This is a genomic window from Pseudoalteromonas umbrosa, assembly GCF_030125375.1.
Taxonomy (GTDB): domain Bacteria; phylum Pseudomonadota; class Gammaproteobacteria; order Enterobacterales; family Alteromonadaceae; genus Pseudoalteromonas; species Pseudoalteromonas umbrosa.
In genome coordinates, this window is the sequence record NZ_JASJUU010000005.1 from 204,879 (window position 1) to 222,489 (window position 17,611).

Annotated in this window: 15 protein-coding genes; 9 read left to right on the plus strand and 6 right to left on the minus strand. The window is 43.8% G+C overall.

From position 1 onward, the window contains the following. The first annotated feature begins 4 nt into the window (after positions 1 to 4). The 4 genes from QNM16_RS18045 (at position 5) to QNM16_RS18060 (ending at position 2,888) form a co-directional block, all read left to right on the plus strand. Positions 5 to 544 carry an SPOR domain-containing protein gene (locus QNM16_RS18045; RefSeq protein ID WP_284021768.1) on the plus strand — a complete coding sequence of 180 codons (540 nt, stop codon included), beginning with the start codon at positions 5 to 7 and terminating at the stop codon, positions 542 to 544. 74 nt (positions 545 to 618) lie between these two features. Beyond that, positions 619 to 1,137: an ATP-dependent protease subunit HslV gene (gene hslV / locus QNM16_RS18050; protein WP_023398436.1), complete on the plus strand. Its 519-nt coding sequence runs from the start codon at positions 619 to 621 to the stop codon at positions 1,135 to 1,137. Between the two features lie 11 nt (positions 1,138 to 1,148). Next, positions 1,149 to 2,477, plus strand: coding sequence for an HslU--HslV peptidase ATPase subunit (gene hslU, locus QNM16_RS18055; RefSeq protein ID WP_284021769.1), 1,329 nt, complete (start codon positions 1,149 to 1,151; stop codon positions 2,475 to 2,477). Positions 2,478 to 2,513: 36 nt separating this feature from the next. Then, positions 2,514 to 2,888 carry a gamma-butyrobetaine hydroxylase family protein gene (locus QNM16_RS18060; RefSeq protein WP_284021770.1) on the plus strand — a complete coding sequence of 125 codons (375 nt, stop codon included), beginning with the start codon at positions 2,514 to 2,516 and terminating at the stop codon, positions 2,886 to 2,888. 97 nt (positions 2,889 to 2,985) lie between these two features. Here the strand turns inward: QNM16_RS18060 and QNM16_RS18065 are convergent, their stop codons facing one another. The 3 genes from QNM16_RS18065 to QNM16_RS18075 form a co-directional block, all read right to left on the minus strand. Continuing rightward, positions 2,986 to 4,866, minus strand: coding sequence for a methyl-accepting chemotaxis protein (locus QNM16_RS18065; RefSeq protein WP_284021771.1), 1,881 nt, complete (start codon positions 4,864 to 4,866; stop codon positions 2,986 to 2,988). A 107-nt stretch (positions 4,867 to 4,973) separates the two neighbouring features. Further along, positions 4,974 to 6,020 carry an MJ1255/VC2487 family glycosyltransferase gene (locus tag QNM16_RS18070; RefSeq protein WP_284021772.1) on the minus strand — a complete coding sequence of 349 codons (1,047 nt, stop codon included), beginning with the start codon at positions 6,018 to 6,020 and terminating at the stop codon, positions 4,974 to 4,976. Beyond that, positions 6,017 to 6,538 carry a phosphatase PAP2 family protein gene (locus tag QNM16_RS18075; RefSeq protein WP_284021773.1) on the minus strand — a complete coding sequence of 174 codons (522 nt, stop codon included), beginning with the start codon at positions 6,536 to 6,538 and terminating at the stop codon, positions 6,017 to 6,019. Before QNM16_RS18075 ends, QNM16_RS18070 begins: the two co-directional genes overlap by 4 nt. A gap of 160 nt (positions 6,539 to 6,698) precedes the next feature. On the opposite strand from QNM16_RS18075, the gene rraA reads away from it, so the two are divergent. Both rraA and QNM16_RS18085 read left to right on the plus strand, forming a co-directional pair. Then, positions 6,699 to 7,202 (plus strand): ribonuclease E activity regulator RraA, encoded by a 504-nt coding sequence (rraA, locus tag QNM16_RS18080; RefSeq protein ID WP_063362804.1) that lies wholly within the window; start codon positions 6,699 to 6,701, stop codon positions 7,200 to 7,202. Positions 7,203 to 7,288: 86 nt separating this feature from the next. Next, positions 7,289 to 8,344, plus strand: coding sequence for a formimidoylglutamase (locus QNM16_RS18085; RefSeq protein ID WP_284021774.1), 1,056 nt, complete (start codon positions 7,289 to 7,291; stop codon positions 8,342 to 8,344). Here the strand turns inward: QNM16_RS18085 and QNM16_RS18090 are convergent. Next, the gene (locus tag QNM16_RS18090; protein ID WP_284021775.1) at positions 8,341 to 10,119 is read right to left on the minus strand and encodes a GGDEF domain-containing phosphodiesterase; all 1,779 of its coding nucleotides are present in this window, start codon (positions 10,117 to 10,119) and stop codon (positions 8,341 to 8,343) included. The genes QNM16_RS18085 and QNM16_RS18090 overlap by 4 nt on opposite strands. Before the next feature lie 86 nt (positions 10,120 to 10,205). Then, a complete protein-coding gene (hutI, locus tag QNM16_RS18095) occupies positions 10,206 to 11,387 on the minus strand; it encodes an imidazolonepropionase (protein ID WP_284021816.1) in 1,182 nt (393 codons plus the stop codon). Between the two features lie 154 nt (positions 11,388 to 11,541). Between hutI and hutC the strand changes: the two genes are divergently transcribed. After that, positions 11,542 to 12,252: a histidine utilization repressor gene (gene hutC / locus QNM16_RS18100; RefSeq protein ID WP_284021776.1), complete on the plus strand. Its 711-nt coding sequence runs from the start codon at positions 11,542 to 11,544 to the stop codon at positions 12,250 to 12,252. 11 nt (positions 12,253 to 12,263) lie between these two features. Here hutC and QNM16_RS18105 read toward each other — a convergent pair whose 3' ends face one another. Continuing rightward, positions 12,264 to 13,028: an NAD-dependent epimerase/dehydratase family protein gene (locus QNM16_RS18105; RefSeq protein ID WP_284021777.1), complete on the minus strand. Its 765-nt coding sequence runs from the start codon at positions 13,026 to 13,028 to the stop codon at positions 12,264 to 12,266. Positions 13,029 to 13,284: 256 nt separating this feature from the next. Between QNM16_RS18105 and QNM16_RS18110 the strand changes: the two genes are divergently transcribed. Continuing rightward, positions 13,285 to 15,315: a methyl-accepting chemotaxis protein gene (locus QNM16_RS18110; protein WP_284021778.1), complete on the plus strand. Its 2,031-nt coding sequence runs from the start codon at positions 13,285 to 13,287 to the stop codon at positions 15,313 to 15,315. A gap of 324 nt (positions 15,316 to 15,639) precedes the next feature. Next, positions 15,640 to 17,571, plus strand: a complete 1,932-nt coding sequence (locus tag QNM16_RS18115) for a HAMP domain-containing methyl-accepting chemotaxis protein (protein ID WP_284021779.1) — start codon at positions 15,640 to 15,642, stop codon at positions 17,569 to 17,571. The last annotated feature ends 40 nt before the right edge of the window (positions 17,572 to 17,611 follow it).

The window sequence follows — 17,611 nt, forward strand, 5'->3', positions numbered from 1 at the left end:
TGTTATGGCACAACACGATTACATAAATAAAACGCCCAAAAAAAAGGGCCAAAAAAAACCACAGCCAAAAGTACAAAAACCATTTCCTAAAGTCCTTGCTGTTTTTGCTCTGCTGCTTATAGGAGGCTTTGGTTATGGTCTGTGGTTTATCAAAGAACATGCAGATCCTGCCAAAGTACAGCAGGCACAAAAAGCGGCTGAACCTGTCGCTGTAGTCGAAGAGAAAAAAGAGCTACCACGCCCGCCCTCTTTTATCGATGACATGAAAACAGCTGAAGTTGAAGCTGAGGTGAAAGTCATCAAATCAAGAGGCCCTTTTCAAATGCAATGTGGTTCATTTCGAACCTACGAGCAAGCAGAGAAACGCAAGGCCCGCATCGCATTTGCTGGATTATTATCTGAAATACGCCGTACCGAAGGTAGCAATGGCGTGTGGTACCGTGTTCGTTTAGGTCCTTATGATAAGAAGCGTGATGCTGAAAGCGACAAGAATAGACTACAGCGTATTAAAATCGTTGATTGTGGAATTTGGGGCTGGACTTGAATTTAGCCCAACAGCCCTCATCTATGCATTTATTGATATAATTATCCGAGGCAAAGGCCTCTTTAAGGAATACTATGACTACTATCGTAAGCGTTCGTCGCGATGACAAAGTTGTTATCGGCGGTGACGGCCAAGTGTCTCTTGGCAATACGGTGATGAAAGGCAACGCAAAGAAAGTGCGTCGCCTTTACAACGGTAAAGTACTAGCTGGTTTTGCTGGCGGTACAGCCGATGCGTTTACATTATTTGAGCGTTTCGAAACTAAATTAGAAATGCACCAAGGACACCTAACACGTGCGGCTGTGGAAATGGCCAAAGATTGGCGTACAGATCGCGCACTGAGAAAACTAGAAGCGCTCCTTGCTGTTGCGGATGAAACCGCATCATTGATCATCACAGGTAATGGTGATGTGGTGCAGCCAGAGCATGACCTGATCGCTATCGGCAGCGGGGGTAACTTTGCCCAAGCAGCAGCCACTGCTCTAATTGAAAATACTGATTTAAGTGCACGCGAAATCGTCGAGAAAAGCTTGAAGATTGCCGGTGACATTTGTGTATTCACTAACAACTTCCAGACCATCGAAGAATTGTAATAGGAAAATCCATGACAGCAATGACACCTAGAGAAATCGTTCATGAGCTAGACCAGCACATCATTGGTCAAGACAAGGCTAAAAAAGCGGTTGCTATCGCACTTCGTAACCGCTGGCGTCGCATGCAACTTAATGACGATCTTCGCGCTGAAGTCACCCCAAAGAACATTCTGATGATTGGTCCAACTGGTGTTGGTAAAACCGAGATAGCTCGTCGCCTAGCCAAGCTTGCCAACGCGCCTTTTATCAAGGTGGAAGCGACTAAGTTCACCGAAGTGGGTTATGTGGGTAAAGAAGTTGAAACCATTATCCGCGACTTAGTTGAAGTGTCATTCAAGATGACCCGCGAGCAGCAAACTAAAAAACACAAGCACCGTGCAGAAGAAGCGGCAGAAGAACGCATTCTTGATGCGCTATTGCCACCAGCAAAAGACGCATGGGGCGAAGCACAGCCAGCTGAAAATAGCTCAACACGTCAGGTTTTCCGCAAGAAACTACGCGAAGGCCAGTTAGACGATAAAGAAATCGACATCGATATTGCTGAAACATCACCGCAAGTTGAAATCATGGCTCCTCCTGGTATGGAAGAAATGACCAACCAACTGCAAGGCATGTTCCAAAACTTATCAGGCGATAAGAAAAAGAATCGTAAGCTGAAAATCAAAGAAGCATTCAAACTGCTTATTGAAGAAGAAGCTGCAAAGCTGGTTAACCCTGAAGAGCTTAAAGAACAAGCAATCTTCGCGGTTGAGCAAAATGGTATTGTATTTGTTGATGAAATTGACAAAATCTGTAAGCGTGGTGAAGCATCTGGACCAGATGTCAGCCGTGAAGGTGTACAACGTGATTTACTACCGTTAATTGAAGGCTCAACAGTCAGTACCAAGCACGGTATGGTGAAAACGGATCACATCTTGTTTATTGCTTCAGGTGCTTTCCAAATGGCAAAGCCTTCAGATCTTATTCCTGAACTACAAGGCCGTTTACCTATTCGTGTTGAACTAGAAGCGCTGACAGCTAAAGACTTTAAACGCATTCTAACAGAGCCTCACGCTTCACTGACTGAGCAACAACAAGCTCTGTTAAAAACAGAGCAAGTGTCTGTCGATTTTACTGATGATGCAATTGAGCGCATTGCAGAAGCTGCATGGCAGGTCAATGAGAAAACAGAAAACATCGGTGCACGACGCCTTCACACTGTGATGGAAAAACTGATGGAAGAAATCTCTTTTGACGCGTCAGAGAAATCAGGTCAGTCACTGACCATTGATGCTAAATATGTTGAACAGCACCTAGACATACTCGTCCAAGATGAAGACTTAAGCCGCTTCATCCTATAAATTGGAGACAAGGCCAGCAAAGCTGGCCTCATTTTTATGTATCAAGTCACTAAACTCCATTATCACCGTCAGAGCAAACTGCTCGACATTACATTCGACGATGATCTTCACGCCTCTATGAGTGCTGAATTTTTGCGCACCCATTCCCCCTCTGCCGAAGTACAGGGCCATAGTCCAGAGCAAACGCAGCTGGTATTAAATAAACAAAACGTCACAATCGTGACCATTGAGCCAGTTGGTCACTACGCCGTTAGGCTGTGCTTTGATGATGGCCATAACTCAGGCCTGTTCAGCTGGCAGTATCTACGTAAATTATGTAATAACCGCGAGCAACTCTGGCAGCAATATCAAGATAAAGTAGCAGCACACCTACAAAGTAAAGACAGTGTACCCATCAAGTTTGTACCTTAGGGTAACAGAATAAACAGCAATATAATCATCGCTTTAAAACTTTAGAAATGGTCAAAGGTAGGTGATGCGCCTAAATCCACTTTAGGCGCTCGCGAGGTTATACTTTATATTTGTCAATGGCGTCATGCAGTGCACGGGCCTGCTCAGATAACTCTTCACTACTTTGCGCATTCGAAGCAGCATGCTCAGAAGCACCCTGTGCGATGTCTCTAATCTTCACAACATTCTTATTCACTTCTGATGCAACCTGATTTTGCTCATCAATTGCCGTCGCAATATGCGTGCTCATATCCATGATGTTTTGTACATCTTCAGTAATAAGCCCCAGCAATTCGCCAGCACGCTCTGCCTGCTCGACACTCTCATTACTCTGTCCACGGCACTCTTCCATAATACTCACTACGTCTTGAGTACGCTGTTGTAGTGTTGAAATAATGCTTTCAATTTCTTGTGTTGAGTCTTGTGTGCGCTGCGCAAGTGAACGAACTTCATCCGCAACCACGGCAAAGCCTCGACCTTGCTCACCAGCACGTGCCGCCTCAATTGCCGCATTGAGTGCCAGTAAGTTTGTTTGCTCTGCAATACCGCGAATAACATCCAATACAGAACCAATGGTTTCCCCATCTCGCTCTAGTTGACCGACCACTTCAGATGCCCCACTAAGAGAATGAGATAATGCCATAATATGGTCAATGGTTGAGGTTACTTCGCTGCGCCCTTGCTGCGCATTGCTATTTGTCGACTCCGCTTTTTGCGCAGCGGCTTCTGTATTATGTGAGATATCTTGAATGGTGGCCTGCATTTGTGTCGCAGCAGTTGCTACCATATCCGCTTCGTGAAGCTGCTCATTCATGCCTGCACTGGTTTGCGCCGTTGTTGCAGATAAATGCTCTGTTGCATCGTTAATCGTCACTAGTGCACGATTTACATCTGAAATCAGGTTTTTAAAGTCTTCGATTAAGCTATTGAAGTCACGAGTCATAATGGTAATTTCATCATTGCCACTTTGCTCTATCAATATACCTAGATTATTCTCACGTCGAATACGCTCAATAGTTTGATATACACGCTCCACCGGGCGAATAATAGAACGACTCGTCGACCACACTAAAATCATCACGATTGCAGCCGCGGCAACAAAAATAAGAATAGCGACCGTTTTAGCAAATTCAGCATTGTCAGCGATTTCTTGCTTAGTTTGCTCAACAATGGCGACAACAACTGCATCACTTTCTTTAACCACTTTGCGCATATCACCCAATGCGCCGCTGTTCAAATCTACCCCAAGTTCAACTTGTGCATCAATCAGCCCTTTAAACTTCGTCTGATATACACCCAGCAATCTAATTAGCTCCTGTTGATAGGCACGGTCGTGGCTTGATTCTCTAATTTGGGATTCGAAAGTGTCTATATGTTTGTTGAATTTTCCTAGATACTTAGTATCTAATCGCAGCATAAAATCTTTTTCGGCACGTCGTAACTGTAGCATGGTGGTCAAAAGCTTATAATCTTCTTTTTGCTTTAATAATGTCTCTACTCCATGTACTGCTTTTCTTAGCTCGCCGTAAAGCGCATCTTTTGGATGCAAACCAATGGTCTTTTGCAGCTCAACGACGCGATTAAATTCTTTATGATATTGCGTCACCAGCCCTTCGAACTGATCAAGCTGTCCTAAATCAATATTAAAGTTGATAAACACAGCTTCAAGCTTGGCTTTTTTCTCTTTAAGTAAACGATATTCTTTTTCGTATTTATCCAGTGCAGCTACATCTTTATAAAAAAGAAAGTTTTTTTCATACTTGCGCATGGATAACTCATGAACATCCAGTTCTTCTGCATATTGAATAGTCTCATTCAATTGGCGCATTGTATTAGCTTCAGTGATGATCACAGCCAACATCACCAGTAATGCCACACCAACAACAACGGCGTTAAGTTGCAAACGCCTTTTAATGGTTAGATTTTCAAGTAGAGCCATACAGTTACCTAATTATTACAGAACCTGCAATATAGTATAGCCAAACTCATCACCCGCCGAAATCGAATCTACATGTTTAAGCAAAAATATTTCAAAGATTTTACATGTTATGCAACTTTGTTCCTGTTATAGAGGATTGGCTGCCATAAACTATCGTGCAAACTCCCGTAATCTTGCCATTGACCATTAGCTAACCACTTAGCTAAAGGAGTGGCATCAGACGGAAAATCAATTATTTGGCCTTCTGGATGTTCAAGCCACTCGCCTAATGCTTCCGAATTTAGATAATTCATCACTTCCGCCAATCCAAGAGATTGCAACGTCATCGCATTACTCAACTGCTCAAATTGTCCCTGTAATGGTTTTAATAACAGCTTTTTCCCAAACTTAAGCGCCTCACTGGATAATTCAAAGCCCGCATTGGCAACCACACCCGACGCACTGGCTAAATCATCTAAAAACCTTGTACGTGAAGGGGCTCGTAAATGGATATGATTTAATGATTTGTCTGTTGCATCAGGGTGATAGCAATAAAACTCTCTATCGGGAAAGTCACCCAATAACTCAACGATGCTATTTAAGTCTTCAAATGGTAAATATACCAGCACCTTATTTGCAATAGATGCCCTATTACAGCCATGAAATGAAATAAAAGGAGGCAAAATATTTTTCGCAAAAGGCTGCCAGTGCACACCTAAATGCACGTTGGCAGGCGCGAACCAGCGGATCAACGCGCGCTCCATATATCCCGCACCAAATAAGGGCACCTCAGGAGATAAAAAAGCAGCCTGATGACTCATCGCCACCACAGGTACTTTAGCTAATTTAGCCGCCCATGCAGACACAGGCTCAAAATCATTAAAAACCAAATCGTACTGTTTAATATTCAGTTGCCTTACATCACGAATGAATGTCATAGGCCTGAGCTGTTTTGCCGTTTCACGATAATTTAATTTGCCGTTTTTTGTGACAAAACTTAAGCCTCGGCGCACCTGATATTGGCCAAATACGTCCATGTCAAAGTAATTACTTTCGTCTCGTCCAGAAAATAAATAGTCAACATCAATACCGAGTTTAGTAAAACACTCAGCCATCACACGTGCGCGTGTAATGTGACCATTACCAGTCCCCTGGATCCCATATAGAATTCTCATAAATCTCCTAACATACCAATGGCCAACATGGCGCATCCACTGCCCATCAACGCCCCAAGTATGACATCTATTGGATAGTGCACCCCGACCAACACTCGAGATAAGGACACACCGGCTGCCCACACACATAATGGAATAGTGAGAACAGGATAGACTTCCATCAAACAGGTTGCGTACAGCCAAGCACCCGCACTGTGCCCTGATGGCATACTGAATTTATCACTCGGTGTAAGCATGGCTTTAACTGCCAAGCAATCACAAGGCCTCACTCTGGCAAAATATTTTTTCAATAAAAAATACAAAGGCCGTTCTATGGTAAATGCCAGCAATACCGTCTGCACAAAAGTATTGCCAACCTTTCCCATAAAATAGGCATTTAATAACGCTAAAATGACATACAGCCCGCCATTGCCACTTTTAGATAGCATTAACATCAACCAGTTAAACCACTTGCGCCGTTTTGGCTTATACAGCGCAAAATATAAGGCTGTATCTAGTTTAATTATTTGTGCTTTCATCTTAGTTGCTTACATTTGTTCACAATTTCAGCTTAGAAGAGCTTAATAACAATAACGCGACATTTTTGTGACACAATTATGTAAGTTGATTCAAAGCATTGCGCAGCTTCTTAATGGGAGTATACTGACAACAGTTTAGCCATTCTCTGAGGATACTATGATGGATTACAGCACGTCTGATCTATGTGATCACTTCGCCGACGCCGTTGACGTACTTGAGCCAATGTTTATTAACTTTGGTGGCCAGCACGCTTTTTGTGGTCGAATTAAAACGGTTAAGTGTTTCGAAAACAATGAAATGATAGCTGAGGTACTGCAACAAGATGGAACTGGGCAAGTATTATTGATTGATGGGGGTGGTTCAACACGCCGCGCATTAATCGATATTGATCTTGCTGAATTGGCCTTAGAGAACAACTGGCAAGGTATTGTTGTATATGGTGCAGTCCGTCATGTAGAAGAGCTAGAAGAGTGTGAAATCGGTATACAAGCCATTGCATCCATTCCTGTTGGGGCAGATAGCGAAGGTGCTGGAGTACAAGGTATCCCTGTTAACTTTGCTGGCGTATCTTTCTTTGATGACGACTTTCTTTATGCTGACTCGACAGGCATCGTTATCTCTGCCGAAGAGCTCTTACTCGAAGTAGACGAAGACGACGCTTAACTTCAACTTTTCCATCATCAAAAGGGGGCCTATTTAGTGCACCCTTTTGGCGCTTTAACTTAACCAGCTTTAACACTCGAATTACCATGACTGCACATAATTGGATTAAGATTTACAACGAATCAAATATCAACCACTACACCGCAACTAGAGAGAATGAAACGCGATTTTGGCAATCACTGTCTTTTTTAAAGTCACAGTCTCCTCTACCAGAAGCCTTAAAAGATGCCTCAGAGTTTGGCATTAAATACGTGCTGGTCGCCGTCAACGAAGACATTGGTCCTCGCGGTAATTGTGGTAATGGTGGCGCGACTGATGGCTGGCAGGCATTTTTAAAACGTTTTCTAAATTTACCCTGCAATCAGTTTCTCACGCCTAGCAATGTATTGCTATTGGGGGAAATCATTACACATGATCTGCAAGCGCAGAGCGGATCAGCAGATAACGCCACGCCTGATGGACTAGCTCAATTAAGAGCGCTTTGCGAAACGCTAGATGAACGTGTAAGTGCAGTCCTTCAAGCCATTTTTGATGCTGGCCTCGAACCTATATTAATTGGCGGCGGTCATAATAACAGCTACGGCTTACTCAAAGCGCTATCCACCAGCTCACAAGGCGCATGCCAAGCAATTAACTTCGACCCTCATGCCGATTTTAGAGCCATTGAAGGTCGACACTCAGGTAACGGGTTTAGCTATGCATACCAATCAGGATATCTTGCAGATTACCACGTCGTAGGCATGCATGAGCAAAAAAACAATGACACCATCATCGCATCACTGCAAAATGCGGGATTTACTTACACCACATACCAAGACATTCTAGTGACTCGGGAAACCTCATTAACGGATGCAATAAAGGTCGCAACAAGCCGCTTCAAGCAAAGCTTACCTTTAGGTATTGAAGTAGATGTTGACGCAATTTCAGGTATGCCGGTAAGTGCTTACACCAACTGTGGGTTTAGTGTGAATGATGCTGAACACTTTGTTTATCATAGTGCCAAGCAGGCAAACACGCGATATTTACACTTATGCGAAGCGGCCCCAAAAAACCACCCTCAAGGTGAGCAACAAGGTGTTATTGAAGCAGGGCAAGTGCTATCTGGGTTGGTCTGCAGCTATCTCAAAGCACGACAAAGCTAGTTAGTATCAAAGGTGCTGGAGTTATCTTCTAAAGGATGTTCCCAGCGCCACTGCTTCAGCCAACTTATCATACCTATACTACTCAAAGGCCGAGTAAACAAATAACCTTGCGCTGCGAATGCATTAAGATTTTGCGCGAACTGTAGCTGCTCCTGTGATTCGACGCCTTCACAGATCACCTTACACTCTTGGACATTTTGCATCTCGACAATGCCCCGCACAACAGCTTTAAAATTCCCTTGGTTTTGATTTGGCGTCGTTAATGAGCGTCCAAGTTTCACATAATCCACTTCTAATTTAGGTAGTTTTGCCAGCAGCAAAGGTGATTCACCGAAACCGTCCACACACAATCTTACGCCCATAGTGCGTAACCTCGCCACCATGGCAACGCCTTGTTGATCAAGTGTGGTAAACATTTGCGATGGGCACTCGATGATAATATCGCTAGGCATTAATTGGTGTTCTACTAAGATCCTATCAACAAACTCAATAAACTCTTCATGTAGCATTTCAGGGCCAAATAAATTAATGCCCAGTGGCATCTGGATCCCTTCAACTCTAAGTGCCAGTGCAATTTCAGCTGCACGCTCTATAACATACTGTGCTAAAGGCAACGCAAGCCCCGCAATACGAATATCCTCAATAAACTTACTTGCAGCTAATATCCCCTGCTTGGGGTGCTGCCATCGCAACAGTAATTCTACATATTCAATATCGCCATCACCATTTCGCACCACAGGCTGAAAATACAACTCCAACTCATTTTTAAAATCTATATGTGCCAACTCTGCAAGTCTCGCTTGTTGCTCTAAACGATCTATTTGCATTTTTTGCTGATACGGTGCAATGGTATTTTCTGGGCTGCTGTCCAATGCTAAGAACACGCACGTCAATAAATCATCAAATTGACCAAGCTCTTCATCGCAGTTGACATAACTCGCTCTAGCACTGACTTCAATAATGCAGTTACCAACATTGAAAGGTTTAAGCGTGCTTTCTATTATTTCCGCACATAAATGCTCATGGAGATGTTGTTGATGTGCCAAGCTGCATACGAATACAAAATGCAAGCCGCCTAAATGCGCTAAACGCTCTACGTCGTTGCCCATGGCAATAGGCATAACATCATGACTTTGCAGGTGCTGCTTCATGCGATTTGCTGATTGCGCAAGTAACAAATCCCCAAACTCACGACCAAGATGGAAGTTAACCTGCTGAAACCCTTCTAATCTCACCATCACCAGCATGGCAGTACCTGCCTCTCTAGCACGATATTCATTGAACGCTTCTCTTATACCTGCGCGGTCAGGCAATCCTAAGATATCTGTATTGGCAACATTATTAGGCTCAATAGGCGCCTTATCATGACTCTGAGGCGTATCAATAAATAGTTCACTGATGAAAATGGGTAACAGAGCAAATACCACATAAATGCTGGGGGAGTGCCACCAAAAGTGACTTACGGTTAACAAGGTTGCTGCAACCGCGCACAAGGCGCAAATGACAATATGCCTTCCTTGCCCTATTCGGTCGCTTTGCCATATATTTACTAACAATACGAATACAAGGCAATAAAGCGCGCCATCACCCTCTGCTGCCAATACAGCTAAACCGCCAGCACCAAGCAAAGCATGTAGTATTCGATTGATAGCAAAATTAGAGCATGCAACCGCAACCAGACTCAAACTCACCACTATACCTGCCAAAAATGCCACAGACAGGGGTGAGTTTAAGAGGTGACTTGTAGAGAAGTCGGCTAGCGTTGTTGCACTCAAAGCAGGAAAAACCCAGCATATGTTCGATATAAAAATAAGCGAATTTAACAACAAAAATCTAGCCATCACACGACCACTACAGACCATTAATATTGAATAAGTCTACCCGATATCCACAGATTTAACAGATCGTTTACGCCAAACTGATAACTTAATTCTGACGGGTGCTGAATTTGCCACATCGCAATATCCGCTTTTGCCCCCACTTTAAGCACACCTCTATCAGATAAACCGAGTGCCTTCGCAGCATGTCTCGTCACGCCTAATAACGACTCTTCTGGTGTCATTTTAAATAGTGTACATGCCATATTCAGCATCAAACGTAATGAACATAACGGCGCAGTACCTGGGTTAAAATCACTGGCAATGGCGATCGGTACGTTATGCTCACGCAATAACTCGACTGGTGGGTGCTGAGTTTCTCTTAGGAAATAAAACGCCCCAGGTAGAATCACTGCAACCGTGCCTGATTTAGCCATTGCCATCACACCGCGCTCATCTAGGTACTCAATATGATCTGCTGATAATCCACCAAACTCAGCAACCAACTCGCTACCGTGCTGATTAGAGAGCTGTTCCGCATGACATTTCACTTTCAAACCTAATTCAGTGGCCCGTTCAAATACGCGCTTTGTTTGTGCATGACTAAAGCCAACATTTTCACAAAATACATCAACTGCATCAGCAAGACCGCTCTGTGCTACCAAAGGCAACATTTCGTCACAGACAAGGTCGATATAGCCATCACTATTGCCTTTATACTCTGGAGGCAGGGCGTGAGCACCTAAAAACGTACTTTGAATTTGGATAGGATGGTGCTCATCCAAAATTTGGTTTACTTCGAGTAATTTAAGCTCACTTTCTGTATCAAGACCATAACCCGATTTGCTTTCAACCGTTGTGACCCCTTCTTTCAACAAAGCATTTAAGCGTGACTTAGCAACCACGAATAAATCTTCTTTCGAGGCCTGACGTGTCGCTTTCACTGTTGTTGCAATACCACCGCCTTGCTCCGCGATTTGCTGATAAGATACTCCATTCAAACGCTGCTCAAATTCTTGTGCACGAGAGCCTGCAAATAAAATATGAGTGTGGCAGTCAATCAAACCAGGTGTCAGCCACGCCCCTTTTGCGGATGTTACTGGGGTCGCTAATGCGTCAAACTCTGGCATCTCAGATGTTTTACCAAGCCATATAATCGTATCGCCTTTTAACATGATAGCCGCATTTTCAATCACGCCATACGCGCCTGCGATCTGCTCATCCATTGTGGCAATATTTGCATCAGTTATTACTAAATCTACTTCAATCACTGTCTACACTCAGTTGGAGAAAATTAATACAAGTTTAGCAAGAATACTTGTATATACAAGATGACTGTGCCACCTTTATGACTAACCTTTTATTACACGGTAGCAGACAGTGACTGAACAGCCTAAATTTGCACAGATCAAACAGCATATTATTGAACAGATCCGAGCTGGAGTGTGGCTAGAACATCAACGTGTCCCCTCTGAAAATGAGCTATCCGATCAATTTAAGGTGAGCCGCATGACCGCGCGACGAGCACTGAGTGAACTCACTGAAGTAGGCATACTTACCCGAAGTCAGGGCTTAGGCACATTTGTCGCCAGTTTTAAATCTCAGTCTTCTCTATTGGAAATACGTAACATTGCTGATGAAGTTGCGCAGCGCGGTGGTGACTATACCTGTGTGGTATTATCTCTGGAGTCAATCTTTGCAATTGCTCCGATAGCTATCGCACTTGGGGTTGAAATTAACAGTCAAGTATATCGTAGCGTGATAGTCCACCATGAAAACGATGAACCACTTCAGGTTGAGGAGCGCTTTGTCAATCCGGCTCTGGCACCTGAGTACTTACAGCAAGACTTTACCGCATTAACGCCGCACGAATACCTAACCCAAGTAGCACCGCTGACCGAAGCAAGGCATACCGTCGAAGCGATTATGCCTAATGAAGAAATATGCCAATGGCTGAATATGTTTAATGAGGAGCCTTGCTTACAAGTCATTCGCCGGACTTGGTCATCTCAAGGTATTGTCAGTTTTGCTCGACTGATCTCTCCAGGCAGTAAGTATCGGCTTGGAGGCCATCTAACATTCAAAAAGTAAAGCGAAGCTGCTTAAATATCGTGTCGATACTCAAAACCCAACTCTGTGATTAGCGCACCATCAATCACCCTTGCCACAGACTCGTCACTGGCAAAGCTGGGGGGCTCACTGCCATATTGCGTACAGTGTTTCTGATAATAATCTTGTTTAGTCGGATGAGCTGGATGGCATATATTGTAGATAGGCTTTGCTGCCTGCCAATTAGATATAATACACAAAAGTCCATTAACCACATCTTGCTGATCTACCATATTAACCAGCGCCTGCGAAGAGCTTGATAAGTGTTTTCCTGAGATGAACCTGCCCGGCTCCCTACTTGGACCGACCAAACCCGCTAAACGCGCGATTTTACCATTTTGTTCACGAACCATTTGCTCTGCAGTTTGCAATATCTGCTGACGTGTGGTGTCTTTTAGTGCCAGTGGCGATTGCTCATCAAAATGACCCGATTCTGTACCATAAACTGCGGTTGAGGAACATAACAAAAAACCACGACATTTCAGTGATGCCGCAGTTTCCAGTGCTAAACGCAATGTTTCTAGATACAAGGTTTCACTTTGACGCATCCGCGGTGGTATAGCACACACCCAATATGCATCATCCAATGTAATCGAGTGATGAAGTACTGAGTCAGTCACGCGAAATACTTTGATGTCCTCGTCGATATGTTCTTCTGTGCGTGTCGCTTGAACCTGCCAACCGTTCGCTTTAGCATCTCGAACTAATGCGCTACCAAGCCAACCTGCACCTAAAACGACTAACTTATTATTCATCATATTTTCTTAATTTTACCTAAATTAGGTCATAATGTTAGTACAGCATAATTAAAAATACCATCAACATCTACTCAGCTTTTGGTTATAAATTAGCTACTGCAATATGATGATTCTTTACTATTTTTTTATGTTTTTAGGAACGATATGATGAAGGCTACTTATCTCATCGTACACGTACCTTGCCCAAATTAGCTAGATATATCAAATGAGATATGGTTTTATTACCTTAGCGCTGTCCCAATAAAAAGAATATGTCATGTTTGAAAACTTATCTCTTCGTAAAAAAATTCTCATACTAATCGGTGGCACAATTTCTGTGTTATTGATGCTGGCTTCCACTTATTTTGTTAATCATATCGCAACAATCTCACGTCAAGGTATTGAACGTGAAGCACAGAGTTATATCTACTCTGAAAAACTATCTATGGAGTCATTTTTCGCTCAATATGGCAAAGTGGTCGAAACCTTTGTCACCAACCCTCATAATGTCAACTGGTTTGATAGCTACTCAGTTAGAGAGCAAAGTCTAGCTGGTGACAAAGGCTATGATGAAGTCAACGAGGACTTTCAGCGTATCAGTAAAAGCGATGAAAACATTCTGTCTGCATTTATGGCGTCAGCACGCACTGGTGAGTACTTTAAGGAAAACGAACGTACTTCAAACTTCTCTGATGGCCGACCTTATTACGCATACAAACGTCCATGGTGGCAAGATGCCCTGAATCACGGCAAGCTATATGTTGGCGCACTGTCTGTAGATATCAACACAGGTGATGTATCTGCCGTTGTTCAACAGCCGGTTTATAATAAGCAAGGCGAGCTGGTCGCTGTCGGTGGTGTCGACTTACAAATAAACAAAATCAATGCCATGGTCGAAGAGATCCAATTTGATGGTGAAGGCTACGGCTTCTTACTCGATAACGAACTCAAAGTAGTTCACTTATCAAAACGTACTGGGCACAACCTATCTACAACAGACGCAGGCCCTCGCGGTAAAGAAGGTTTAGCAGGTCTTGAACAGCAATTTCAAGATACACTCGGCTTTACCGAACTAACACGTTTAATTGATCGCCAAGACGCAGGCAATGCCACCGTGACATTGCAAGGTCAAGAATATTATGTTGTGTTCAACAGCGTAAAATTGGATACACCGGTACTTGATTGGCATGTGGGTATTCTAATTCCAGTAAGTCTAATTGAAGAACCCGTAAATGAAGCAGTAATGAGCACAGTGACAGCAGTGATAGTCATTTTAGCTATCATTGTCGCCATGATTTTACTTGCTGCACAGATGATCACACGCCCTATCATTACTTTAACAGACACTATGCGTGATATTGCCTCTGGCGAAGGTGACCTAACTCGTCGCATCAATATTGAAAGTCAAGATGAAGTGGGGCAGCTAGCTATGCATATGAACACCTTCATCGATAAGTTGCGTGCCATGATGATCGACACCGCAGCGCAAGCAGAACAACTTAGCGGTGCCTCAGCTCAGCTGCGTGATGTCTCAAATAATACCAATGATGAAATCCAGCAAGAAAAAGAGCAAGTAGACAGCGTTTCCGCAGCTGTAACGGAAATGGCCGCAACGGTAACCGAAATATCTCGTAATGCCCATGAAACAAATCGCGCATCCGACTTAGTGCAGAGTATGACCAACGATGGTGCTCAGCGCTCAAGTCAAGCTCAAGAAGTGATGACGGAGCTCGCCAGCCACATTGGTGAAGCAGCCAAAGTTGTTGCAGGCTTAGAGCAAGAGACCAGTAATATCGGCGCAGTCATTGATGTTATCAATGGTATTGCCGAGCAAACGAACCTGCTGGCTTTAAATGCAGCGATTGAAGCGGCTCGTGCTGGCGAGCAAGGGCGCGGGTTTGCGGTTGTTGCGGACGAGGTTAGAAGCCTTGCAAGTCGCACTCAAGAGTCAACAGATGATATTCGTAATATGATCTCGCGATTGCAGCAAATTGCACAGCAAGCGTCAACCATGATGCAACAGGGTCAGGAGCGAGCGCAAAGCTCAGTTGAGCAAACTCAAGAAGTGTTAGATGCATTGCGTAATATCACTGAGTCGGTTAACACGGTACAAGATCAGAGTCACCAAATCGCGACTTCAACAGAAGAGCAAACTGTGGTGGCGGAAGACATTAATAACAGCCTGACCGCGATTAATGACTTAGTTAATAGCACGGCAAATCATGCTCACCTACTGGCTGATGAAGCTAGAGACTTAAATGACTTAGCCAAAGCCCTCAACGCGACGGTCAATCAGTTTAAACTTTAACCATTTTAAGTACGGTGCATAAAATGCGCCGTACTCGCCCACCTTAAATTTTTTTCAAGTTAACGCCCAAGTATTGTGAATAAAATACATACTAAAATGAGTAATTATCCCCTCACCTGCAACGAAACTCACTAAATATCAATCGTTAATGAATTAAAGATAACTGTTGATCATAATCAAACAATTTCACCTAAAACGCTTTACATGGGTATTTTTTTTCGTCAAATTAATAATAAAATCGTAGAAAACAAGTATATTAATATGTGGCACTGTGTATTTCTGTGCAGATCAACTCATAGCTCAATGTAGCTTCTAGGGTGTTATATGATAAAAAACTGGCGACTCAGCCAACAATTAAACGGCGCCTTTGGCGTGATGATATTGATGATAATCGTATTATCTATTACCGCCTTCTGGGGACTAAACAGCGGGTACAACAACTTTGTCGAATATCGTACCAAAGCAAGGGACAGCAATTTAGCAGGACGAATTCAAGCAAATTTATTAGAGGTAAGATTACAGGCCATAAAATATTTAAAACACCAAAGCGATGCCAATATAGCCCAGTTTGACAAGCGACTCGAGCTACTTAAATCCCTCCTCGACACCGCGCAAGCACAGTATACTAACTCCTCTCAACTGAACATCATCACACACAGCCAAAAGCAAATGGAAAAATATGAAGGCAGCTTTAGACAGGTTATTAGCTTGTATGAGCGACGCCATCAAATTGTTCATAACACATTGAACAAATATGGCCCTGAGCTAGATGGTAAACTGCGGACCATGATGGATAATGCCCAATCTATCGAAGAGGTGAATAAAATCAGTGCGCTTAGAAGTCTATTACAACAAGGCCGGCTATCAACAAACCAATTCTTAGTGGCCAATGCTGAGCGAGACTACCGATTAGCAAAAGATACCTTGGGCACGTTAAACCGCCAAGCTAAGCAGTTTTTTCAGCTATCCCAAACAGGTCAATCTCAAGGGTTCATCACCCCCCTTGAGGCCTATCAAGCAGGTTTGGAAGAGGTGTATCAAGTCATCATAAAGCGTAATACTGAAATTACCCAAGTACTTGATAAAATTGGCCCTGACGTCGCCGCCCAAGTTGAAAATATCAAACTCGATATCAAGTCTTCCCAAGATGAACTTGGACCGATTGTGCAAGCAGCCAGTGCCAATGCCAAATTTACTGTGATCACCCTTGCTATACTTATCATTGTCTGCGGGCTATTCTTTAGCTGGTTTATCAGTAAAATCATCAAGCAACCTATTGGTGGTGAACCACGAGAAATCGAAGCCATGGCAAGAAAAATTGCCTCAGGCGATCTCACTGTGCACTTCGATCACAGTCAAAATAGCAGTGGCATTTACCAAGCCATGTCCGAAATGGTGACCAACCTGAGGGCTTTTATTGAGCAAATCCATCAATCTACCGATACATTGACCGCGACCGCACATAATATGAGCGCCATCACCACACAAGCCATGCAAGGTGCAGAGCAACAAATGTCGCAGTTAGAAAACACCGATAGAGCAATGGATGAGATGGCGCAAACCGTCGCAGATATTACGCAAAGTACGCAGTCTGCTGCAGATACCGCCACTACCGCAGAAGAATCCTCTCAGCATGGGTTAAATGCAGTGGCACAAACCACCACGTCAATCACAACGCTCAAAGCCGACATTGATAATGTAAGCCAAACGATTTCAAAGCTTGCCGAGGAGACTCAGTCTGTCGGCTCTATCCTAGATGTGATCAGAGGCATTGCCGATCAAACCAACTTGCTTGCACTCAATGCCGCAATTGAAGCGGCGAGAGCTGGTGAGCAAGGTAGAGGCTTTGCCGTTGTTGCTGATGAGGTGCGCAGTCTTGCTAGCCGCACTCAGCAAAGTACCGAAGAAATCCAGGCCATGATTTCTCGTCTGCAACAGGAGGCACAGCGCTCAGTTGAGCTCATGGGCAGTAATGTAGAGAATGCAGAAACCACGGCCGAGCAAATTCACCAAGCGGGAGAAACCCTTCAGCAGGTTTCCGATTCTGTGATTGCGATCCGTGACATGAGCATTCAAATTGCCAGTGCCACTGAGCAACAAAATGCTGTGACACAGCAGGTCTCACAAGGCGTACGTGATGTCACCGGCACAGCAAAAGAAACCGCACAAGGGGCAGAAAAAGCCTCAAATGATGCGACATTGCTGGCAACATTAGCAGATGAACTTGCTACCACCGCCAAGCGTTACCAACTTTAGCTACTCATTAGGCAATACAGCACACGTTGTATTGCCTAAT